Annotated in this window: 19 protein-coding genes; 15 read left to right on the top strand and 4 right to left on the bottom strand. The window is 68.3% G+C overall.

Annotated elements, in window-relative coordinates; genetic code table 11:
- Positions 1 to 17 precede the first annotated feature (17 nt).
- The 15 genes from nirJ (at position 18) to BOX17_RS07100 (ending at position 15,586) form a co-directional block, all read left to right on the top strand.
- Positions 18 to 1,235, top strand: a complete 1,218-nt coding sequence (gene nirJ / locus BOX17_RS07170; protein ID WP_071943099.1) for a heme d1 biosynthesis radical SAM protein NirJ — start codon at positions 18 to 20, stop codon at positions 1,233 to 1,235.
- 20 nt (positions 1,236 to 1,255) lie between these two features.
- Complete coding sequence (gene cobA, locus BOX17_RS07165; protein WP_071943097.1) at positions 1,256 to 2,104, top strand: uroporphyrinogen-III C-methyltransferase; 849 nt, start codon at positions 1,256 to 1,258, stop codon at positions 2,102 to 2,104.
- A complete protein-coding gene (locus BOX17_RS07160) occupies positions 2,101 to 3,672 on the top strand; it encodes a nitrite reductase (RefSeq protein WP_279626239.1) in 1,572 nt (523 codons plus the stop codon). The genes cobA and BOX17_RS07160 overlap by 4 nt, the downstream gene beginning before the upstream one ends.
- Positions 3,673 to 3,769: 97 nt before the next feature.
- The gene (locus BOX17_RS07155) at positions 3,770 to 4,981 is read left to right on the top strand and encodes an NnrS family protein (RefSeq protein ID WP_071943094.1); all 1,212 of its coding nucleotides are present in this window, start codon (positions 3,770 to 3,772) and stop codon (positions 4,979 to 4,981) included.
- A gap of 30 nt (positions 4,982 to 5,011) precedes the next feature.
- Positions 5,012 to 5,398 carry a SirB2 family protein gene (locus BOX17_RS07150; protein WP_071943092.1) on the top strand — a complete coding sequence of 129 codons (387 nt, stop codon included), beginning with the start codon at positions 5,012 to 5,014 and terminating at the stop codon, positions 5,396 to 5,398.
- 107 nt (positions 5,399 to 5,505) lie between these two features.
- Complete coding sequence (locus BOX17_RS07145; RefSeq protein ID WP_071943090.1) at positions 5,506 to 5,826, top strand: carboxymuconolactone decarboxylase family protein; 321 nt, start codon at positions 5,506 to 5,508, stop codon at positions 5,824 to 5,826.
- Between the two features lie 138 nt (positions 5,827 to 5,964).
- Entirely contained in the window at positions 5,965 to 6,990 is a 1,026-nt protein-coding gene (locus BOX17_RS07140) for an amino acid ABC transporter substrate-binding protein (protein ID WP_071943088.1), read from the top strand.
- 71 nt (positions 6,991 to 7,061) lie between these two features.
- Positions 7,062 to 8,252, top strand: coding sequence for an amino acid ABC transporter permease (locus BOX17_RS07135; protein WP_071943086.1), 1,191 nt, complete (start codon positions 7,062 to 7,064; stop codon positions 8,250 to 8,252).
- 9 nt (positions 8,253 to 8,261) lie between these two features.
- Entirely contained in the window at positions 8,262 to 9,356 is a 1,095-nt protein-coding gene (locus BOX17_RS07130) for an amino acid ABC transporter permease (RefSeq protein ID WP_071946730.1), read from the top strand.
- A 100-nt stretch (positions 9,357 to 9,456) separates the two neighbouring features.
- On the top strand, positions 9,457 to 10,185 hold the full coding sequence (locus BOX17_RS07125) for an amino acid ABC transporter ATP-binding protein (RefSeq protein ID WP_071943084.1): 729 nt from the start codon (positions 9,457 to 9,459) through the stop codon (positions 10,183 to 10,185).
- A 211-nt stretch (positions 10,186 to 10,396) separates the two neighbouring features.
- Complete coding sequence (locus BOX17_RS07120) at positions 10,397 to 10,849, top strand: c-type cytochrome (RefSeq protein ID WP_071943082.1); 453 nt, start codon at positions 10,397 to 10,399, stop codon at positions 10,847 to 10,849.
- A 38-nt stretch (positions 10,850 to 10,887) separates the two neighbouring features.
- Positions 10,888 to 12,243, top strand: a complete 1,356-nt coding sequence (locus tag BOX17_RS07115; protein ID WP_071943080.1) for a cbb3-type cytochrome c oxidase subunit I — start codon at positions 10,888 to 10,890, stop codon at positions 12,241 to 12,243.
- Positions 12,244 to 12,301: 58 nt separating this feature from the next.
- Positions 12,302 to 13,111, top strand: coding sequence for a CbbQ/NirQ/NorQ/GpvN family protein (locus tag BOX17_RS07110; RefSeq protein ID WP_071943078.1), 810 nt, complete (start codon positions 12,302 to 12,304; stop codon positions 13,109 to 13,111).
- Positions 13,112 to 13,376: 265 nt separating this feature from the next.
- Positions 13,377 to 15,323 (top strand): nitric oxide reductase activation protein NorD, encoded by a 1,947-nt coding sequence (locus BOX17_RS07105; protein WP_071943076.1) that lies wholly within the window; start codon positions 13,377 to 13,379, stop codon positions 15,321 to 15,323.
- Positions 15,324 to 15,364: 41 nt separating this feature from the next.
- Positions 15,365 to 15,586 carry a hypothetical protein gene (locus BOX17_RS07100; RefSeq protein WP_071943073.1) on the top strand — a complete coding sequence of 74 codons (222 nt, stop codon included), beginning with the start codon at positions 15,365 to 15,367 and terminating at the stop codon, positions 15,584 to 15,586.
- A 13-nt stretch (positions 15,587 to 15,599) separates the two neighbouring features.
- On the opposite strand, the gene iadA is transcribed toward BOX17_RS07100, so the two are convergent.
- The 4 genes from iadA to BOX17_RS07080 form a co-directional block, all read right to left on the bottom strand.
- A complete protein-coding gene (gene iadA / locus BOX17_RS07095; RefSeq protein WP_083582104.1) occupies positions 15,600 to 16,775 on the bottom strand; it encodes a beta-aspartyl-peptidase in 1,176 nt (391 codons plus the stop codon).
- The gene (cphA, locus tag BOX17_RS07090) at positions 16,772 to 19,408 is read right to left on the bottom strand and encodes a cyanophycin synthetase (RefSeq protein ID WP_071943071.1); all 2,637 of its coding nucleotides are present in this window, start codon (positions 19,406 to 19,408) and stop codon (positions 16,772 to 16,774) included. The genes iadA and cphA overlap by 4 nt, the downstream gene beginning before the upstream one ends.
- Complete coding sequence (locus BOX17_RS07085; RefSeq protein WP_071943069.1) at positions 19,405 to 20,253, bottom strand: cyanophycinase; 849 nt, start codon at positions 20,251 to 20,253, stop codon at positions 19,405 to 19,407. Before BOX17_RS07085 ends, cphA begins: the two co-directional genes overlap by 4 nt.
- A 247-nt stretch (positions 20,254 to 20,500) precedes the next feature.
- On the bottom strand, positions 20,501 to 20,794 hold the full coding sequence (locus tag BOX17_RS07080) for a hypothetical protein (protein ID WP_071943067.1): 294 nt from the start codon (positions 20,792 to 20,794) through the stop codon (positions 20,501 to 20,503).
- Positions 20,795 to 20,824 lie beyond the last annotated feature (30 nt).

Here is a 20,824-nt window from a genome sequence, read left to right as displayed (position 1 = left end):
GAAGGCAGGAGAACGCCATGTTCCGCGTCACCCGCTACATCAAGTCGCTGATCGAGCCGGGGCCCGCCGGGCGGCTTGCCGGCCCGCCAGCCGGCAAGCCGCCCGGGCCGGTGGTCATCTGGAACCTGATCCGCCGCTGCAACCTGACCTGCAAGCACTGCTACACGACCTCGGCGGACATCGACTTCGCCGGGGAGCTCACCACCGCCGAGGCCCACGCGGTGCTCGATGACCTCCACGCCTTCCGGGTGCCGGCGCTGATCCTCTCCGGCGGCGAGCCGCTGATGCGCCCCGACATCTTCGAACTCTCGCGCCGGGCCCGCGAGCTCGGCCTCTATACCGGGCTCTCCACCAACGGCACCCTGATCACCGAGGCCAACATCGAAGAGATCGCCGACGTCGGCTACGACTACGTGGGCATCAGCATCGATGGCCTCGAGGCCACCCATGACGCCATCCGCCAGCGGAAGGGCGCCTTCCGCGAGTCGATGCACGCGGTGAAGCTGTGCAAGGCGCGGGGCATCAAGGTGGGACTGCGCTTCACCCTGACCCGCGAGAACGTCGAGCAGCTCGACGACATCCTGGCGCTGCTCGACGAGCACGACGTCGACAAGTTCTACCTCTCGCACCTCAACTACGGCGGCCGCGGCCGTCGCCACAGCAAGCAGGACGCCTGGCATCGCATGACCCGCGACGCCATGACCCGGCTGTTCGACCACTGCCGCCGTGAGCTCGAGCGCGGCATCGAGCGCGAGTACGTCACCGGCAACAACGACGCCGACGGGCCCTTCCTGCTGATGTGGGCCCACGAGCACTTCCCCGACCGGGCCGACGCCCTGGAGCGGCGCCTCACCCAGTGGGGCGGCAATGCCTCGGGCGAGCATATCGCCAACATCGACAACCTGGGCCACGTCCACCCGGACACCTTCTGGTGGGACCACGACCTGGGCAGCGTGCGGGAGACGCCCTTCTCCGAGATCTGGCGGGACACGCGTGATCCGCTGATGCAGGGCTTCCGGCAGCGGCCGCGGCCCCTGAAGGGGCGCTGCGCCGAGTGCCGATTCCTGTCGATCTGCAACGGCAACACCCGGGTACGGGCCTGGAAGGTCACCGGCGATCCCTGGGAGGAGGATCCCGGCTGCTACCTGACCAACCGGGAGATCGGGGTCGAGGAGGACGCCGCGCGCCGCATTGCTGCCCCCTACGAGGCCATCCCGGCCGTCGACATCCAGTAAGGCTTGCGAGGAGCTCCGCCATGCCGTCACGTCGCGTTTCCTATGACCTGGCCGAGGCCCCCCTGGCGCCCGGCGAGGTGGCCATCGTCGGCGCCGGGCCTGGCGACCCGGGCCTGCTGACCCTGCGGGCCCTGTCGCTACTCGAGCAGGCCGACTGCCTGGTCTTCGATCGCCTGGTCTCCCGGGAGGTCCTGGCCCTGGCGAGCCCCGGGGCCCGGCGCTTCTACGTGGGCAAGGCAGCGCGCTGCCATGCCCTGACCCAGGACGAGACCAACGCCCTGCTGGTGCGCCTGGCCCGGGAGGGGCGGCGGGTGGTGCGGCTCAAGGGCGGCGATCCCTACATCTTCGGTCGCGGCGGCGAGGAGGCCGAGGTGCTGATCGAGCACGGCATCCATTTCCGGGTGGTCCCGGGCATCACCTCCGCCCAGGGCTGCGCCGCCTACGGCGGCTTCCCGCTGACCCACCGTCACTATGCCCAGAGCGTCACCTTCGTCACCGGCCACTGCAAGGGCGACGGCGAGCTCGCCCTGGACTGGACCTCCCTGGCGGTGCCCCACCACACGGCGGTCTTCTACATGGGGCTGGCCAACGCCGAGCTGATCAGCCGGCAGCTGCAGGACCACGGCCTGCCCGCGGACCACCCCGTGGCCTTGGTGGAGCGCGGCACCACGCCCGAGCAGCGCCGGGTGACCACCTGCCTGGGGGAGCTGGTCGCGACCATCGACCGCGAGGGGCTGAAGCCGCCGACGCTGATCGTGGTGGGCGAGGTGGTGCGCCTGGCCGATACCCTGGCCCAGCCCGCCCCGGTCGAGGCCACCTTCATCGAGGGCGAGGCCCTGGAACTGGCGCGGGAGCGGATCGCCCTGTGAAACGCGTCACTTCCCCTCGGCGGTCCCTGCAGGCGCTGGCGGCGGCGGTGCTGGTCACGGTCATGGCGCCGGCCGGTGCCGACGACACTCGTGCCCTCTACCAGGCCCAGTGCGCGTCCTGCCATGGCGAGACGCGCCTCGGCGGCATCGGCCCGGCGCTGCTGCCGGGCAACCTCTCGCGGCTCACGCCCGAGGCGGCCGAGGCGGTGATCCGCGACGGTCGGGCGGCCAGCCAGATGCCGGCCTTCGGCGAGGTCCTCGACGACGCGGCGATCGCCTCCCTGGCCGAGTGGATCTACCGCCCTCCGGCGGTCGAGCCGCGATGGGACAAGGCGGACATCCTGGCGAGCCAGGTCGTCCCGCATCCCGACGGCAGCCTGCCCGACGCGCCGCGCTTCGATGCCGACCCGCTCAACCTCTTCATCGTGGTGGAGACCGGCGACCATCACGCCAGCCTGCTCGACGGCGACACCTTCGAGCGGATCCACCGCTTCGAGACCCGCTTCGCCCTGCACGGCGGGCCCAAGTACACCCCGGACGGGCGCTACGTCTTCTTCGGCTCCCGGGACGGCTGGATCACCAAGTACGACCTCTACAACCTCGAGGTGGTGGCCGAGGTGCGCGCCGGCATCAACATGCGCAACATCGCCGTCTCGGCCGACGGGCGCTACGTGATGGCCGCCAACTACCTGCCCCATACCCTGGTGCTCTTCGACGCCCACAACCTGGACCTGATGAAGGTCTACCCCGTAGTGGGTGAGGCGGGCGAGAGCTCCCGGGTCAGCGCCATCTATGCCGCGCCGCCCCGGGGCAGCTTCATCGCCGCGCTCAAGGATCTCGAGGAGGTCTGGGAGATCCCCTGGCCGCTGCCCACCGAGCCGGTGGTGTCCACCGGGCACATGGCGACGCCGCTGGCGCCGCGGCGATCCCACGACACGCCCAGCTTCCAGGTGCGCCGCATACCGGTGCCGGACTACCTGGACGACTTCTTCTTCGACCCGGACTACCGCCACGTGATCGGCGCCTCCCGGGGCGGCCAGGGCGGCATGGTGATCGACCTGGACAGCGGCGAGAAGGTGGCCGACCTGCCCCTGGAGGGCATGCCGCACCTCGGCTCGGGCATCACCTGGGAGCACGAGGGGCGCCGCGTCATGGCGCTGCCGCACCTCGCCAGGGCGGCGGTCTCGATCATCGACATGCAGGACTGGTCGCTGGTCAAGACCCTCGAGACCGACGGCCCCGGCTTCTTCATGCGCAGCCATGCCAACTCGCCCTATGCCTGGGTGGATGTCTTCTTCGGCCCGCACCGCGACCGGGTCCATGTGATCGACAAGGCCACCCTGGAGATCGTCGAGACGCTGACGCCTGAACCCGGCAAGACCGCCGCCCACGTGGAGTTCGACCGTTATGGCGAGAAGCTGCTGCTGAGCCTCTGGGAGGAGGACGGCGCGGTGATCGTCTACGACGCCGAGACCCTCGAGGAGGAGCAGCGCATACCCATGAGCAAGCCCTCCGGCAAGTACAACGTCTGGAACAAGACGCGCTACGAGGAGGGCACCAGCCACTGAGACGCTATAAGAAGTATTCTTGATACCTGTCATGGAAGTGGGGGGCGGGCGTGGCGCACAATGGATATATCCAAGCGTTTTCGTCGGGTATCGAGCCATGCCGTCCTCCCTCCCTTCCGACCCCTCCTCGCCGCTGTCGCGCCTGCCCGTGGCGAGACTGGCCTTCCGTCCCTTCTTCCTGCTGGCCGCGCTGTTCAGCGTGGTGGCGATGGTCGTCTGGCTGGCCTTCTGGCACGGCGACATCCTGCTGCGCCCCGTCGGCGGGCTGATGTTCTGGCACCAGCACGAGATGCTGTTCGGCTTTGCCGCCGCGGTGGTGGCCGGCTTCCTGCTCACCGCGGTGCAGAACTGGACGGGGCTGCCCAGCCTCAAGGGCGGGCCGCTGCTGGCCCTGGTCGGGGTCTGGCTGGCGGGGCGCCTGTCGATGGCCTTTCCGCTGGGGCTGCCGACCTGGCTGCCGATGCTCGTCGACCTGGCGTTCCTGCCGGCGGTGGCGTTCGTCATGGCCCGGCTGGTGATCGCCGCGAAGCGCTGGCGTAACCTGATCTTCCTGCCGGCCCTAGGCCTGCTGGTCATCGCCAACCTCGGCATGCACCTGGGCGTGATGCGCGGCGATGCCGCGCTGATTCGCCAGGCCGCCTACCTGGCGGTGCTGCTGGTCACCCTGCTGATGGTGGTGGTGGGCGGCCGGGTGATCGCCATGTTCACCGCCAACGGCCTGGGGCGCCCGCGGCCGGCGCCGCGTCCTGCCCTCGAGCGCCTGGCCCTGGGCAGTGTCATGGCCGTGGTGGCGGCCCAGCTGCTGGTGATGCTGGGCGTGACGCTGCCCGGCGTCCTGATGGCGGCCCTGATGGGGCTGGCCGCCCTGGCCAACGCCGTGCGCCTGGGCGGCTGGGGTGGCCTCCACGGCTGGCGCGAGCCGCTGCTCTGGGGCCTGCACGGCAGCTATGCCTTCATCCCCGTGGGCCTGGCGATGTGGGCCCTGGCAGCGCTGGGCGTGTTCCGGGTCGAGCTGGCCGTGCACGCCCTGACCATCGGCGGCATGGGGACCATGATGCTGGCGATGATGTCGCGGGTCTCGCTCGGCCACACCGCGCGCCCCATCCGCACCCTGCCGGGCATCGGCGTGGCGCTCGGCCTGATGCTCGCCGCCGCCGTGCTGCGCTCGCCGGTGCTGGCGCTCTTCCCGCAGGTCAGCCACTGGACCTACAGCATCGGCATCCTCTTCTGGTGCCTGGCCTACGGCATCTTCCTGTTCCACTATACGGGGCCCCTGCTGTCGCCCCGCGTGGATGGCAAGGATGGATGAGGACGGTCACCGACCCTGGCGCCGAGCACCATGGAACACTACGCCCTGATCAAGCAGCTTCACGTCACCGCCGCCACCCTGAGCCTGCTCCTCTTCGCGCTGCGGGCCTGGTGGTCGGTGCGCGAGGCGCCGATCCGCCGGGCCCGCTGGGTGAGGGTGCTGCCGCACCTGATCGACACCACCCTGCTGGCGCTGGGCGTGACGCTGATGGTGATGCTGTCGCTGTGGCCCCACCAGCACCCCTGGCTCGCGGCCAAGCTGATCGCGCTGCTGGGCTACATCGTCCTCGGGACGGTGGCGATCAAGCGTGGCCGAACCCCGGCGGTGCGCGGCACGGCGGCGCTGGCCGCGGTGGCGGTGTTCGCCTACATGGTCGGGGCGGCCATCCATCACAGCCCGCTCTCCTGGTGGGCCTAGTCTCCCGGTGGGGCTGGCCCCTCGTCGATCGTGGGGCGGGGGCGCGGCAACGGCCGAGGCCGCTGTCCTATACTGACTCGGCCACTCATCTTCAGAAGGACGATCTCATGTCAAATCAGGAACTTCCCTCCGGTGCCGGACAGGTGGCGGACGACTATCCCGAGGTCTGGGAGGCCTATGCGGCGCTGGGCAAGGCCTGTGCCGAGAGCGGCCCCCTGGACGCGCGGACCCGACGCCTGGTCAAGCTGGCCCTGGCCGTGGGCGCCCGCTCGGAGGGGGCGGTGCACTCCCATGTGCGTCGCGGCCTGGAGGAGGGCGAATCCGGTGAGGCCCTCAAGCAGGTGGCCATGCTGGCCATTCCTACCCTGGGCCTGCCCAGCGGCGTGGCGGCGCTCACCTGGATCGAGGACATCACCGACCCGTCATGAGGCGGCCTGTCCAGTCCAGGGGCGTACGGCGACGTTAATTCAGCGTTAATTTTGTGGTATGCGGCTTTGGTAGGGTGAAGTTCTGCGATTTCATGTCCCATCGCTATCACTTTATTCTCTACCGGAGTATCTGACCCCATGCGCAACAACAACAAGATGCTGATGACGCTGTCCCTCGCCACCCTGACACTGGGTGTGGCCGCCTCCGCCTCGGCGGCCACCCTGGACGAGGTCAAGGAGCGCGGTCAGGTGGTCTGTGGCGTGAGCACCGGCCTGCCGGGCTTCTCCACCCCCGATGACCAAGGCAACTGGGAAGGCCTCGACGTGGACGTCTGTCGTGGCGTGGCCGCCGCGGTGTTCGGTGACGCCTCGAAGATCCAGTTCGTGCCGCTGAACGCCAAGGAGCGATTCACCGCGCTGCAGTCGGGCGAGGTCGACCTGCTGTCACGCAACACCACCTGGACCGCCACCCGCGATACCACCCTGGGGGTCAACTTCACCGGCACCAGCTTCTATGACGGCCAGGGCTTCCTGGTCAAGAAGTCACTGGGCGTCGACAACGCCAAGCAGCTGAACGGCGCGGCCTTCTGCGTGCAGTCCGGCACCACCACCGAGCTCAACCTGGCCGACTACTTCCAGGCCCACGACATGACCTTCCAGCCGGTGGTCTTCGACACCTCCGACCAGACGGTGCGCGGCTTCGAGTCCGGTCGCTGTGACGTCCTCACCTCCGACACCTCCCAGCTCAACGCGCTGCGCATCAAGCTCGCCGATCCGTCGGGTGCCAAGGTGCTGCCCCAGGTGATTTCCAAGGAGCCGCTGGGCCCGGCGGTCCGCCAGGGTGACGACCAGTGGTTCAACGTCGTCAAGTGGTCGCTCTTCGCGATGATCAATGCCGAGGAGATGGGCATCACCAGCGAGAACGTCGACGAGATGAAGAACTCCGACAAGCCGGGCGTCGCACGCTTCATGGGCCAGGACGCTGACTTCGGCGAAGCCATGGGCCTGCCGGACGACTGGGCCTACAGCATCATCAGCGAGGTCGGCAACTACGCCGAGGTCTTCGAACACAACGTCGGCATGGACTCGCCGCTGGAGATCGAGCGGGGCATCAATGCCCTGTGGACCGATGGTGGCATCATGTACGCTCCGCCGATCCGCTAACCCCTCCACCGACCCCGCCCCCTCGAGGGCGGGGTCCGTCGTTGTGTCATCGCTAGTGGAGAGGACCTACCATGGCAACGCCTTCCTCGCCCCCGCCTCGCACGGAGAAACCGCCCTTCTGGCGTGATCCGGCGAAGCGGGCGCTGCTGTTTCAGGCGCTGATGCTGGCTGGCCTGTTCGCGGTCATCGGCTTCATCGTCAACAACACCCTGACCAACCTGGATGCCCGAGGCATCACCACCGGTTTCGGCTTCCTCGACAACACCGCCGGCTTCGGCATCGTCCAGAGCCTGATCGACTACACGCCCCAGAGCACCTACGGGCGCACCTTCCTGGTCGGGCTGCTCAACACCCTGCTGGTCTCGGCACTCGGCATCATGCTGGCCACGGTGCTCGGCTTTTTGATGGGCATCGCGCGACTCTCGCCCAACTGGCTGCTCTCCCGCCTGGCCTCCGCCTACGTCGAGATCTTTCGCAACATCCCGCTGCTGCTGCAGATCTTCTTCTGGTACTTCGCGGTGCTGCGTTCGCTGCCCTCGCCGCGCCAGAGCATGAGCATCGGCGAGGTCGCGTTCCTCAACGTGCGCGGCCTGGTGGTGCCCGACCCGGTGGGGGGGCCGGGCTTCGGCTGGACGCTGGTGGCGCTGGCCGTGGCGGTGGTCGCCTCCATCGTGCTGGTGCGCTTCAACCGCCGCCGCCATGAGGCCACCGGGGTCCGGCTGCCGGCCGGCTGGATCAGCCTCGGGCTGATCATCGGCCTGCCCGCCCTGGTGTTCGTCGGAAGCGGCATGCCGCTGACCTGGGATGTTCCGAAGCTCACCGGCTTCAACTTCTCGGGTGGCATCACCGTGCTGCCGGAGCTGCTGGCCCTGTGGCTGGCGCTGTCGATCTATACCGGCGCCTTCATCGCCGAGATCGTGCGCTCGGGCATCCAGGCGGTCTCCCATGGCCAGACCGAGGCCGCCCGGGCGCTGTCGCTCTCCGGCGGCATGACGCTGCGACTGGTGGTGATTCCCCAGGCGATGCGGGTGATCATCCCGCCCCTCACCAGCCAGTACCTCAACCTGATCAAGAACTCGTCCCTGGCGACCGCCATCGGCTATCCGGACCTGGTGTCCGTCTTCGCCGGCACCACGCTCAACCAGACCGGCCAGGCCATCGAGGTGATCATGATGACCATGGCGGTCTACCTGACCCTGAGCCTGCTGGTGTCGATGTTCATGAACTGGTTCAACGCGCGCATGGCGCTCGTGGAGCGATAGGTGACCAAGATGACAGTCAACAAGACACCTGTGGCCGCACGCTCGGCGCCCAAGCACAGCCTGGGACCCATCGCCTGGCTGCGGGCCAATCTCTTCCAGGGCCCGATCAACAGCGTGATCACGCTGCTGGTGCTCTGGGCGCTGATCACCGGGCTCGCCCCGCTGATCCAGTGGGCCTTCCTCGATGCCGACTGGATCGGCACCAGCCGCGAGGCCTGCTCGTCCGGCGGGGCCTGCTGGGTCTTCATCTCGGCCCGCTTCGAGCAGTTCATCTACGGCTTCTACCCCGCCGAACTGCGCTGGCGGGTCGATCTCACCTTCGTGCTGTTCGCGGGCCTGATCGCCTGGCTGGCGATCCCTCGCCTGCCGGCCAAGAAGCTGGCCGCGGTGGTGACCCTGCTGGTCTTCCCGGTGGTGGCCTTCTTCCTGCTGCACGGGGGAAGCTTCGGCATGCCGGCGGTGCCGACCCATCGCTGGGGGGGCCTGATGCTGACTCTGGTGCTGGCCGTGGTGGGCATTGTCGCCGCCCTGCCGATCGGGGTGGTGCTGGCGCTGGGGCGCCAGTCGAAGATGCCGATCATCAAGAGCGTCTCGGTGGTGTTCATCGAGTTCTGGCGTGGCGTCCCCCTGATCACGGTGCTGTTCATGGCCTCGGTGATGCTGCCGCTGTTCGTGCCCAGCGGGGTCGACATGGACAAGCTGGTGCGGGCGCTGATCGGCATCACGCTGTTCCAGAGCGCCTACATGGCGGAGGTGGTGCGCGGCGGCCTGCAGGCGATTCCCAGGGGCCAGGAAGAGGCGGCGGCGGCGCTCGGCATGGGCTACTGGAAGCGCATGGGCCTGATCGTGCTGCCCCAGGCGCTGAAGATGATGATCCCGGGGATCGTCAATACCTTCATCGCCCTGTTCAAGGACACCTCGCTGGTGCTGATCATCGGGCTCTTCGACCTGCTGGCGATCGTCCAGGCGGCGCTGGCCGACTCCGACTGGCTCGGCTACTCCATCGAGGGCTACGTCTTCGTGGCGCTGATGTTCTGGGTCTTCTGCTTCGGCATGTCACGTTACAGCCAGTACCTGGAACGCAAGCTGCACACCGGCCACTAGACGCGCTGAGGCGCAGCTGGCGACCGTCCCCGGGGGGACGGTCGCCCACTAGAACAAGGACATCTGCATGACTACCCAAACAGCAAAGGCCGATACCCCGATGGTCGAGATACGCGGCCTCAACAAGTGGTATGGCGACTTCCACGTGCTGCGCGACATCGACCTGACCGTCCGGCGCGGCGAGCGCATCGTCATCTGCGGGCCCTCGGGGTCCGGCAAGTCGACGCTGATCCGCTGCATCAACCACCTCGAGGAGCACCAGCAGGGCGAGATCCTCGTGGCCGGCATCCCCATGACCCAGGACGTGAAGCGCATCGAGCAGATTCGCCACCACGTCGGCATGGTGTTCCAGCACTTCAACCTCTTCCCGCACCTGAGCGTGCTGGAGAACTGCAGCCTGGCGCCGATCTGGGTGCAGAAGAAGCCGCGCCGCGAGGCCGAGGCGCTGGCGATGAAGTACCTGGAGCGGGTGCGGATCGCCGAGCAGGCCCACAAGTTTCCCGGGCAGCTCTCCGGCGGCCAGCAGCAGCGCGTGGCGATCGCCCGCTCGCTGTGCATGCACCCTGAGGTGATGCTGTTCGACGAGCCGACCTCGGCGCTGGACCCGGAGATGATCAAGGAGGTGCTGGACGTCATGGTCGAGCTGGCCGAAGAGGGCATGACCATGCTCTGCGTGACCCACGAGATGGGCTTCGCCAAGACCGTGGCGGATCGCGTGATCTTCATGGACCAGGGCCAGATCATCGAGGAGAACGCCCCGGAGCCCTTCTTCAACAACCCCCAGTCCGAGCGCACCCAGCTCTTCCTGAGCCAGATCCTCGGCCACTGAGCCCCGCCGTCAGGCGGCAGCCCCGGGCTGCCGCCTGACCGCCATCCCCGCCTCCTTTCCCCCGGCCACCCCGTAACTTGACCCGCGTCAAAGCCCTGCCGCGTGCTCTCCTGCTAGTCTTAACATGTATTTTTTATACATCTTAAAAGGGGCGCGGTGCTCCTCCTCGCAGGGGGATGGACACTGCCACACGAGCAAGGGGGTATGGTCCATGGCCGAGGGTCTCACCAAGTCGGCGGCCCGCAACATCTTCTACGGCGGGTCGCTGTTCTTCTTTCTGCTGTTCGCCGCACTGACGGCCCACAGCCACTGGTACATGGTCAACACGTCCACCGACCGCGAGGGGCTCACCGAGTCCGTCAAGCACGGCAAGGAGGTGTGGGAAAAGAACATGTGCATCAACTGCCACAGCATCATGGGCGAGGGGGCCTACTTCGCGCCGGAGCTGGGCAATGTCTGGGAGCGCTACGGCGGCCACCAGAACCCGGACGCCGCCCGGGCCGGCATCGCCGCCTGGATCCGCGCCCAGCCGCTGGGGGCCGAGGGGCGCCGCCAGATGCCCGCCTACGACTTCACCGAGGAGGAGATGCAGGCGCTGATCGACTTCCTCCAGTGGACCGACAGCATCGACGCCCAGGACTGGCCGCCGACGCCCGCCGGCTGAGCCGCCTGACCGCGGATGACTCAAGGAGAACGACACCGATGAAATACGAAACCCAGAAGGTGGCGCTGCCATTCTTCATGGTGGCCATGGCGCTCTTCGCGTTGCAGATCGTCTTCGGGCTGCTGGCCGCCACCGTCTATGCCTGGCCCAACTTCATGGCCGAGCTGATGCCCTTCAACATCATGCGTGTCAGCCACACCAACCTGCTGATCGTCTGGCTGCTGATCGGCTTCATGGGCTGCACCTACTACCTGATGCCCGAGGAGGCCGAGCAGGAGATCCACAGCCCCACCATCGCGTACCTCCAGCTGGCGCTCTTCGCCTTCGCCGGGGCCGCCGCCCTGGTCGGCTACCAGTTCGGGATCCACGAGGGGCGCGAGTTCCTGGAGCAGCCCTTCTGGATCAAGGTGCTGATCACCATCTCCTTCCTGATGTTCCTGTTCAACACCAGCATGACGCTGGCCAAGGGCCGCAAGACCGCCATCAACCTGGTGCTGATGCTGGGCCTGTGGCTGGCCGCGGTATTCTGGCTGTTCGCCTTCTACAACCCCTCCAACCTCGCCGTGGACAAGCTCTACTGGTGGTGGGTCGTGCACCTCTGGGTCGAGGGCGTGTGGGAGCTGATCATGGCCTCGCTGCTCGGCTACCTGCTGATCAAGATGACCGGGGTCGACCGCGAGGTGATCGAGAAGTGGCTCTACGTCATCGTCGGCCTGTCGCTGTTCTCCGGCCTGCTGGGCACCGGGCACCACTACTACTGGATCGGCGCCCCCGGGTACTGGCAGCCCATCGGCAGCATCTTCTCCACCCTGGAGGTGATCCCCTTCTTCGCCATGGTGGTGTTCGCCTTCTACATGTTCTGGAAGGGCAGCCGCAACCATCCCAACAAGGCGGCCATGCTCTGGGCCCTGGGCTGTCCGACCGTGGCCTTCTTCGGCGCCGGCGTGTGGGGCTTCATGCACACCCTGTCGTGGATCAACTACTACAGCCACGGCACCCAGGTCACCGCCGCCCACGGCCACCTGGCCTTCTACGGCGCCTACGTGATGCTGATCCTCGGCGTGATCAGCTTCGCCATGCCGCAGCTGCGTCGCGTGCAGCCCTACAACCAGGTGCTGAACATGTGGGGCTTCTGGATCATGACCGGCGCCATGTGCTTCATGACCTTCACCCTGACCTTCGCGGGCGTCGTCCAGACCCACCTGCAGCGCGTCCTGGGCATGAACTACATGGAGGTGCAGGACCAGCTTGGCCTCTTCTACCTCATGCGCCTGGGCGCAGGCGTGGCCGTGGCCGCGGGGGCAATCATGCTGATCTATGCCTTCTTCGGTCCCGCCCGCGAGCAGGTGCCGGCCGGCGGCACCCAGCTGACCGCAGGCCCCCAGCGTGCCTGACCACAAGAGGGCCCCATCGGGGCCCTCGTCCGTTCACCCAGACGGGAGTGACCTCGACATGCCCCTTTCCTCCGTGGCCAACGTCAGCGAGCAGGCGACGCCCTACTACCACAGCGTCGGCAATGAGTGCGCCATGTTCGAGCAGGCGTTCGCGCAGCGCCTCCCCATGCTGCTCAAGGGGCCGACCGGCTGCGGCAAGACCCGTTTCGTCAGCCACATGGCGGCGAGACTCGGCAAGCCGCTGTTCACGGTCTCCTGCCACGACGACCTGACCGCCGCCGACCTCACGGGCCGCTACCTGCTCCAGGGGGGCGAGACCCGCTGGGTCGACGGCCCCCTGACCCGCGCCGTGCGCGAGGGCGGCATCTGCTACCTCGACGAGGTGGTGGAGGCCCGCAAGGACGTCACCGTGGTGCTGCACCCCCTCACCGACGACCGTCGACTGCTGCCGCTGGAACGCACCGGCGAGCTGCTCGAGGCGCCGGACGACTTCATGCTGGTGGTCTCCTACAACCCGGGCTACCAGCACATCCTCAAGTCCCTCAAGCCCAGCACCCGGCAGCGCTTCGTGGCGATGTCCTTCGACTTCCCGCCGCCGGCGGTGGAGCGCGAGATCGTCGCCCGCGAGAGCGGCCTGCCGCCCGAGCGGTGCGCGGCCCTGGTCAACCTGGCGGCCAGCCTGCGCGCCATGAAGGGCCAGGACCTGGAGGAGGGCGTCTCCACCCGGCTGCTGGTCTACTGCGCGACCCTGATCCGCGCCGGCATGCCGATCCTGGACGCCGCCCGGGCCACCCTGGTGGAGCCGCTCTCCGACGACGCCGATGTTCAGGAGGGCCTGATGGAAGCCATCCAGGCCACCTTCGGTTAATGGAACACTTCATTGTGGAAGGGGCGCCGGGGGCAAGCCGAAGAGGAGGTCCTGCGTCAGGGGTGAGGAGCACTGCTCCGAACGGGCGGGCCATGGATGGCCCGCACCGGCCCTGCAAGCGGCGCAGGATGCGAGAGCGCCGCAGGGCGTCGGTAGCGTACAGGGAGGTATTTAAAGCGCCTCCTCGTCGGTCCGGCGCTCCGGGGCTTGCCATCGGATCAGCCCCGCGTCGTCAGCATCCGTTGTGCTACTCGGGAGCTTGATCATGCTGGACTTTCTTGAGGTCGAGGAGACCGTCGGCCGTTTCTGGCATCGCTGGGCCTCGGGGGCGGCGAGCTACCCGGACCACCCCGAGGCGGCGGTGACGCTCGAGTCGCTGCGTCCCATGCTCGGGGTCTTCTTCCGGGCCGGTGGCGGCGAGGCGGGCATCGAGGTGGCGGCCATCGCCCGGCGCGCCTCGGCCCACCGGCTGAGCCTGCGCCAGCGGCTGGGCCTCGACGAGGAGGACCTGGACCAGGCCCGCCGCGACGAGGAGCACCTGCTGCTGCCGCCGCGCCTGGCGCTCTTCCCCGAGGCCGCTCTCAATCGCGACCTCTACCTGTGGCTGACCGCCTTCCTGGCCGAGGCGTCGACGATCGGCCTGCCGACCGACCCCCTGCAGGCCGACCTGGTGCGTCTGCGCGAGGCGCGGCGGACTGTGCAGGCGGCGCTGGCCCGCTTCCCGGGGCTCGCCGAGCGCCATGCGCGGCTGTGTGGCGAGCTGCTGGCCATCCGCCCCCAGCGCAGGCGCCTGCCGCCCCGCGAGGCGGACCTGGAGGCCGCCGTGCGGGCCGAGTTGGGGGCCCCCGACCCCGAGGAAGCCTGGGCTCTGGCCATGCAGCGCGCCATCCGTGAACTGGACTTCCCGCTGGAGGAGTTCCGCGCCCCGCGCGGCTACCGCCCGCCGCTGCCGGTGCCGCTATGGGGACAGGCAGTCACCCTGGGCACCCGCGACGGCGCTCGCGAGGAGAGCGTGGACGACGACGAGGAACTGGCCAGCGCCGCCGCCTCGCCCGACGATGACCACGGCAAGCGCAAGGCCGACCGTCGCGAGCAGGACCAGGCCGATCGTGATGACCCGCTGATGCTCAACAACATGGAGAAGATGCTCTCCTGGGCGGAGATGGTGAACCTCAACCGCCACGTGGAGGACGAGGAAGAGGAGGAGGCGCGCCAGGCGGCCGACCAGATGGACGAGATCGTGCTCAGCTCCAACCGCAAGAAGGCGGCCTCGAAGCTCAAGCTCGACCTCGACCTGGCCCCGGACGAGGCGGCGGGCCGCCGCCTCACGGGCCGCCACACCTACCCCGAGTGGAACCACCGCAAGCAGGCCTACCTGCCCGACCACTGCGTGGTGGTGAGCGACGTGCAGAGCGAGGAGGGCGAGGCGTGGGAGCCGGACGAGGCCACCCGACGGCGCATCCGCCGCGTGCGACGCGAGTTCGAGGCGCTGCGGCCGCGACGCGAGATCCTGCGGGGCCAGCTCGACGGCAGCGAGCTCGACATGGACGCGGTGATCCGCTCACGCTGCGACCTGGCGGCCACCGGCCAGGCCAGCGACCGGCTCTACCTGGACAGCCGCACCCAGGCCCGCGACCTGGCGGTATCGATCCTGGTGGACGTGTCGCTCTCCACCGAGGCCTGGCTGGAGGATCGTCGGGTGCTGGACGTGGCGAAGGAGGCGCTGCTGGTGCTGGGCCATGGCCTGGCGGGGTGCGGCGACGACTTCGCCATCCACAGCTTCACCTCCCGGCGGCGCCACAAGGTCTGGGTGAATACCCTGAAGGACTTCGACGAGCCCATGGGCGAGCGCGTGTCGCGACGCATCGCCGCGCTCAAGCCCGGTTCCTACACCCGCATGGGGCCAGCCATCCGCCACCTGGCGGGCGAGCTCGCCGAGCGGCCCAATCGCCACCGGCTGCTGCTGATGCTCACCGACGGCAAGCCCAACGACAACGACTACTACGAGGGCCGCTACGGCATCGAGGACACCCGCAAGGCGGTGCTCGAGGCGCGGCGCCAGGAGGTGCGGGTCTTCGGGGTGACCATCGACCGCGAGGCGGGCCGCTACATCCCCCACCTCTTCGGCCGCGGCGGCTATGCCATCGTGCAGCGCCCCGAGCACCTCTCCCTGGCGCTGCCGGGGATCTATCGCCAGATCATCGCCACCTGAGGCCTCGTCCACTGACGCCCAGACCCGCAAGGAGGTCCGCCATGTCCCCCCGTTCCCGATTCGAGCTGGCCGTGGCGAGCTGGTGCATGGCCGCCGTGGCGGTGGTGCTACCGCTCGCCTGGCTGATCAACACCCGCGACTGGGGGGTGGTGCTGATGCTGGTCGTGCCCTTCGCGGTCTACGGCCTGCTTCGCCTGGGCCGCGCCCTGGAAGGCTGGGCACGGGCAACGCCGCCACCGAGTCATGAAGGCTCTCGAGACTGAAGCGTCCACTGCACTACGTCGGCGAGCCGTCCCTGGCATAGAGTCGCTTCCCTGCCACGAAGGTCTGTCGTGGCTGGAGATCGCCGTCGAGCAGGGTCACGTCGGCATCAAAGCCCACAGCCAAGCGGCCCTTGAGTTCATGCAGCCCCAGCACCCGGGCCACATGGCCCGAGATCAGGCCCAGGGCCTGGTCGAGGGGCAGCACCTCCTCGCGCACCAGGCGCTGCCAGTCGGCGATCAGGGTGGTGTTGCCCGCCACCCGCATGCCGATGTAATTACCCTGGGCGTCGAACTCGGGCAGGCTGCCGTTGCAGTCCGAACTCATGGTGATGCGCTCGACCGGGACGCCCCGCCGGAGTAGCCGCGATACCGCACCGAAGCCTCTCAGGTCGTCCTCGTCGGCGTCGTCGAAGGCGGTCACATCCACGCTGGCGCCGAAGGTTAGCGCATAGTCGGCGGCCTCCTCGAGCAGGTCGCGATGGCGGTTCACATGCGTCGGGATCACCTGCTCGGCGGGGATCTCGGTCTCGCTGAGCAGGCGGCGCAACGGCTCCAGTCCTCGCTTGCCATCACCGACATGGAAGTGGCAGATGCCGCGCTTGCCGGCCAGCATGGCACCGACGCGCACCTCGCTGACCAGTCGCGCGATCTCGTCCTGTCGCGGCTGGCTCGAACGATGGTCCGAGATGGCGATCTCGCCCAGGCCGATGACCTCGGGGATCCAGGCCAGGTCGCGTTGTACGTCGCCGGTAAGGGTCGGCGGTGGCACGCGATACGACCCCGTGTACATGTAGGCCGCGATGCCCTCGGCGCGCAGCCCGCGCACCTTGGCCAGCAGGTCCGCCGGCGAGCGGCTGATGCCGTCGGTGCCCAGCACCCCCACCACGGTGCCGATGCCCATGGACGCGATCTCCCGGGCGGTGATCTCCGGGCAGCGGGTGCCGCCGCCTCCCTCGCCGCCGCCGCCGGTCACGTGCACATGCTGGTCGATGAAGGCAGGAACGGCGGTGAGATCACGCGCCTCCACGACCCGGATCGGCCAGCCCGCCGGGACCTCGATATCCCGCCCCAGGGCCGCGATCCGGCCGTCGGCGATCAGGATGTCGGTGGCCTCGAGGGGGTCTGGCGCGAAGATGCGGCCGACCCGTAGCAGGGTGAGCAGGGGAGGGAGATCATCGAGGGGCATCATGGCGACTCATCCGCTGGGTCAGTCCCCGCCGGCGGCGAGAAACGGCGGCCCTTCAGGCGCTCGATCGCGCCCTCGACATCATCGATCAGCAGCACCAGCAGGTCGCCTTCGCTGGCCTCATCGAGGGCCCGGTCGACGGCCCGGGACTCCTCCATGATGATCTCGACCCGGCAGGCGTCCGGCACTGACTGGGCACCGTCGCGCAGCAGGCGAGCGGCGTCACCGGGCGCGCGTCCGCGGGCGTCGGTCTCGTAGATGAAGACGACGTCGTGCATCCTGGCGAGCAGCGTGCCCAGCGTGAACAGGTCCTCGTCACGGCGATTCCCCGGCGCGCTGGCCACGCTGATGCGCCGCCGGGCCGGAATGCAGCCCACCAGCTCGCTCAAGGCCTCGAGCGCCGGCACGTTGTGACCGTAGTCGATCAGCACCTTCATGCCGTCGGCGTCGATGAGGTTGGTGCGGCCGGGATTCTGTCCCGGGGTGGGGTGGAAGGTCTGCAGGCCCCTCTGGATATCGGCGATGGAGAGCCCCAGGGCATAGGCGGCGGCGCTGGCGGCCAGGGCATTGGCGACGTTGAAGCGGGCATGTCCCTCGAAGGTGATCGGTGCGTCCACCACCGGGATCACCTCCGCCTCGACATGGCCCTGGCGCATCACGATGCGTTCGCTGTGGACGGTAAAGGCGACGCCGTGTTCGCGGACATGCCGGCGGACGGGGCGCGAGTCGGGGTCCAGGGTGAAGAAGATGATGTCACCCCGGGCCCACTCCTGGCCCTCCAGCACCCTGGGGTCGTCAGCGTTGAGGACCGCCGTCCCGCCCTGGCGGACGGCATCGATCACCACCAACTTGCACCGCGCCAGTTCATCGAGGGTATGAATGTCCTGCTCGCCAAGGTGGTCGCTGGCGATATTCAGCAATACCCCCACGTCGCACTCGTCGAACCCCAGGCCGCGGCGCATGATGCCGCCGCGGGCGACCTCGAGCACGGCGCACTCGACCGTCGGCTCGCGCAGCACGATGGCGGCCGCCTGGGGACCGCTGTAGTCACCGCGCAGGATCACATGATTGTCGACTTCGATGGTCCCGGTGCAGGCCATGCCGACATTGCGTCCCGACTGGCGAAGCAGGTGCGACAGCAGTCTCACCGTGGTGGTCTTGCCGTTGGTGCCGGTGACCCCCACGACGGGAATGCGCCCCGTGGCCTCGCTGTCGGGGAACAGCATGTCGATCACCGGGCGACCGACATCCCGGCCCTCCCCGTGGGTGGGCGAGAGGTGCATGCGAAAGCCGGGCCCGGCGTTGACCTCGACCACGGCGGCGGACTGCTTCTCCAGCGGCCGGGTCAGGGTCTCAGCCAGCAGGTCGATGCCGATGATGTCCAGCCCCACCAGCCGCGCGATGCGCTCCGCCATGTAGCGCACGTCCGGATGGACGTCGTCGGTCATGTCCGTGGCCGTGCCCCCGGTGCTGAGGTTCGCCGTGGGCTTGAGGAAGACCATCTGGCCGGCGGGGATGACGCTCTGCAGGGTCAGGTCCTGCTGGCCGATGAGTCGCAGCGACTGCTCGTCTAGCTGGATCTGGGTCAGCAGGTTCTCGTGGCCGATGCCGCGCCGCGGGTCCCGGTTCTCCTCGTCGACCAGGGCCTGCAGGGTGGCGACCCCATCGCCGACCACATGCGCCGGGCGGCGGCGGGCCGCGGCCACGAGCTTGTTGTCGATGACCAGCAGGCGATGGTCCTCGCCACGAATGGACTGCTCGACGATCACCGATGGGTGGCGATGGGCGGCGATGTCGAAGGCCTCACGCAGCGACGGGTCGTCCTCGATGTTGGTGCTCACGCCTCGGCCATGGTTGCCGATGACCGGCTTCACCGCGACGGGATAGCCGATGTCGCGGACGGCGTCGAGCGCCTCATCGAAGGAGCCGCACACCCGCCCCCGGGGTACCGGGATGCCGGCATCGCCGAGCACCTGCTTGGTCCACTCCTTGTCGTCGGCGATGCCGAAGCCGATCAGGTCAGTATGGCTGGTCACCGTCGCCTGGATGCGTTGCTGCCGGTGACCCTGGCCGAACTGGATGTAGCTGTTGTCCTCGCTCAAGCGGGTATGGGGAATGCCCCGCTGGTTGGCCGCGGCAACGATCGCGGCCGTGGAGGGGCCCAGCATGTGGGCGTCGCGCACCTGCTTGAGGCGGTCGATGATCGCCGGCATGTCGATCGCCTCGCCGGCGAACAGTCGTTCGACGAGGTCGACGGCTTCGACGCCTGCGGCCAGCCCACAGGCCTCATCCCGGTAGCGGTAGACCACGTTGTAGATGCCGGTGTCGTAGCTGTCGATGGTCTTGCCGTAGCCCACCGAAAAGCCGATCAGGTTCTGCAACTCGATGGCGACATGCTCGACGACATGACCGGCCCAAGTGCCGCGCTCTAGTCGCTCCAGGAAGCCGCCGGGCCGGCCCACCGAGCAGCGGTGCTCCTGCAGGGTCGGCAGCAGGGCGGTAATCCGCTCGACGATGCCGGGGACGAGATCGCTTGGCTTCTCCTCGAGGTTGCCGATGTCCAGGCGCAAGAAGATGGCCGGGTAGCGGCTGTAGTAGTTCGGGCCACGCAGGGCCCGGTGCTCGAGAATGTTCATCGTCCCTCCGCGAGAATGGCGCCGAGTTCGTGGGGGACGAGATAGCGCCGCGCCTCGACGTCGAACCCATGGCTGCTGACCATCGCATGGAGGATCATGTTCTCGATGGCCACCGGTTCGCCCATGGAGAGATCGGCGATATTCGAGCTCGCCAGGTCCCGGCTGTCGATGAGGATGACATGCCCCGAGCCGATGGCCTCGAGGATGCCGTGGGGGTGGATGATCACACCGGCATCCTCGCCCAGGCCCACCCCGAGGTATTCCGGGTTGGTCGCCCCGACTTCCATCAGGCGCGTCAAGCGCCCGCGCTCGAGGAAGTGGCTGTCGATGATCAGGCCGTCGACGAAGCCGAGGCCGAAGGTCATGTTGACCCCACCCTTGCGCAGGGCGTCGGTGGCAGCACCGTTATAGATCATGGTGCCCGGCATGGCCGCAGCACCGGCACTGGTCCCGGCCACCACTGCGCCGCTGTCGAGGCGTTTGCGGATGGCATTCAGCACCGGGGAGCCACCCAGGATATTGGTCAGGCGAAGCTGGTCTCCGCCGGTGAAGAAGATGACGCCGCTCTGCTCGATCAGGCGAACGGTTTCATTCTCGGCCGCCTGACGGCGGTCGCGGATACCCAACAAATGGACGTGGCTGGCCCCCAGGCGTTCAAAGGCCGCTTCGTAGTCGGGCAGGATCTGGTCGGGGATGCTGCTCGCGGTGGCGATGACCGCAACCTCGAGGTTACCCTCGGGGGCCAGGGCAAAGACCCGTTTGAGGATCTCCAGGTCGGATTTCCTGTCCTCGGCACCGCCGATGGCCACGAGAGGGCCGGATGCCGAGCAGGGTGGCGAGGTCATAATCCTTTCGTCGCCCAGCGACGCTTTTGAGCCAACGCAGAAGCCACGTTCGCGTGAGTCACTTGCCGAATGGCAGGATGCTTGCCGCCTGCACTTTCACTTATAACAGGCATCCCGGCGCGGGGCACGTTCTCGCTGGCTCGGGAGTAACGGCAAGCGGCGACGGGATCCCGCGTCCTGCGGAGGCGCCAGGGGGAGGCTCTAGCGTACGAACCGCGGCAGGGAAGCTTGCTGGCCGGAGTCGGCGTCAGCCGGCCAGCCGTGCCACCAGGTAGCCGCCGGCGATCAGCGCCAGCGTCAGCACCACCAGGCCCACGAAGGTGCCCTTCCAGGCCGGCGTGGCGGCGCGCAGGTTGAGGTAGACCATCAGCAGCCGCTGGGCCTTGAAGCCGGTGGCGACGACCACCAGGCCCGCCGACCACAGCGGCAGCGCCTGCCAGTTGCCCTGGTTCAACCGCGCCGAGAGCATCGAAAGCAGCGTCAGGGCCATCAGCGTGACCCAGGTGGTGAGCAGGCGGCGGGTGCCAGGCAGGGCGGTCATGGTCACCTCGGGAGGGAGCCTTCAGCTTGA

The organism is Halomonas aestuarii, assembly GCF_001886615.1.
Lineage (GTDB): Bacteria > Pseudomonadota > Gammaproteobacteria > Pseudomonadales > Halomonadaceae > Halomonas > Halomonas aestuarii.
Note: the sequence above shows the minus strand (reverse complement) of the source record. Positions and strands in the feature narration are given on the sequence as shown.

What these genes read in the sequence shown, in the direction of transcription:
- BOX17_RS07080 (WP_071943067.1), bottom strand. Translation starts at nt 20,794, where the DNA reads ATGACCGCCCTGCCTGGCACCCGCCGCCTGCTCACCACCTGGGTCACG.
- BOX17_RS07150 (WP_071943092.1), top strand. Translation starts at nt 5,012, where the DNA reads ATGGAACACTACGCCCTGATCAAGCAGCTTCACGTCACCGCCGCCACC.
- BOX17_RS07110 (WP_071943078.1), top strand. Translation starts at nt 12,302, where the DNA reads ATGCCCCTTTCCTCCGTGGCCAACGTCAGCGAGCAGGCGACGCCCTAC.
- BOX17_RS07130 (WP_071946730.1), top strand. Translation starts at nt 8,262, where the DNA reads ATGACAGTCAACAAGACACCTGTGGCCGCACGCTCGGCGCCCAAGCAC.
- BOX17_RS07135 (WP_071943086.1), top strand. Translation starts at nt 7,062, where the DNA reads ATGGCAACGCCTTCCTCGCCCCCGCCTCGCACGGAGAAACCGCCCTTC.
- BOX17_RS07085 (WP_071943069.1), bottom strand. Translation starts at nt 20,253, where the DNA reads ATGACCTCGCCACCCTGCTCGGCATCCGGCCCTCTCGTGGCCATCGGC.
- BOX17_RS07155 (WP_071943094.1), top strand. Translation starts at nt 3,770, where the DNA reads ATGCCGTCCTCCCTCCCTTCCGACCCCTCCTCGCCGCTGTCGCGCCTG.
- nirJ (WP_071943099.1), top strand. Translation starts at nt 18, where the DNA reads ATGTTCCGCGTCACCCGCTACATCAAGTCGCTGATCGAGCCGGGGCCC.
- BOX17_RS07125 (WP_071943084.1), top strand. Translation starts at nt 9,457, where the DNA reads ATGGTCGAGATACGCGGCCTCAACAAGTGGTATGGCGACTTCCACGTG.
- BOX17_RS07105 (WP_071943076.1), top strand. Translation starts at nt 13,377, where the DNA reads ATGCTGGACTTTCTTGAGGTCGAGGAGACCGTCGGCCGTTTCTGGCAT.
- cphA (WP_071943071.1), bottom strand. Translation starts at nt 19,408, where the DNA reads ATGAACATTCTCGAGCACCGGGCCCTGCGTGGCCCGAACTACTACAGC.
- BOX17_RS07120 (WP_071943082.1), top strand. Translation starts at nt 10,397, where the DNA reads ATGGCCGAGGGTCTCACCAAGTCGGCGGCCCGCAACATCTTCTACGGC.
- iadA (WP_083582104.1), bottom strand. Translation starts at nt 16,775, where the DNA reads ATGATGCCCCTCGATGATCTCCCTCCCCTGCTCACCCTGCTACGGGTC.
- cobA (WP_071943097.1), top strand. Translation starts at nt 1,256, where the DNA reads ATGCCGTCACGTCGCGTTTCCTATGACCTGGCCGAGGCCCCCCTGGCG.
- BOX17_RS07140 (WP_071943088.1), top strand. Translation starts at nt 5,965, where the DNA reads ATGCGCAACAACAACAAGATGCTGATGACGCTGTCCCTCGCCACCCTG.
- BOX17_RS07145 (WP_071943090.1), top strand. Translation starts at nt 5,506, where the DNA reads ATGTCAAATCAGGAACTTCCCTCCGGTGCCGGACAGGTGGCGGACGAC.
- BOX17_RS07100 (WP_071943073.1), top strand. Translation starts at nt 15,365, where the DNA reads ATGTCCCCCCGTTCCCGATTCGAGCTGGCCGTGGCGAGCTGGTGCATG.
- BOX17_RS07115 (WP_071943080.1), top strand. Translation starts at nt 10,888, where the DNA reads ATGAAATACGAAACCCAGAAGGTGGCGCTGCCATTCTTCATGGTGGCC.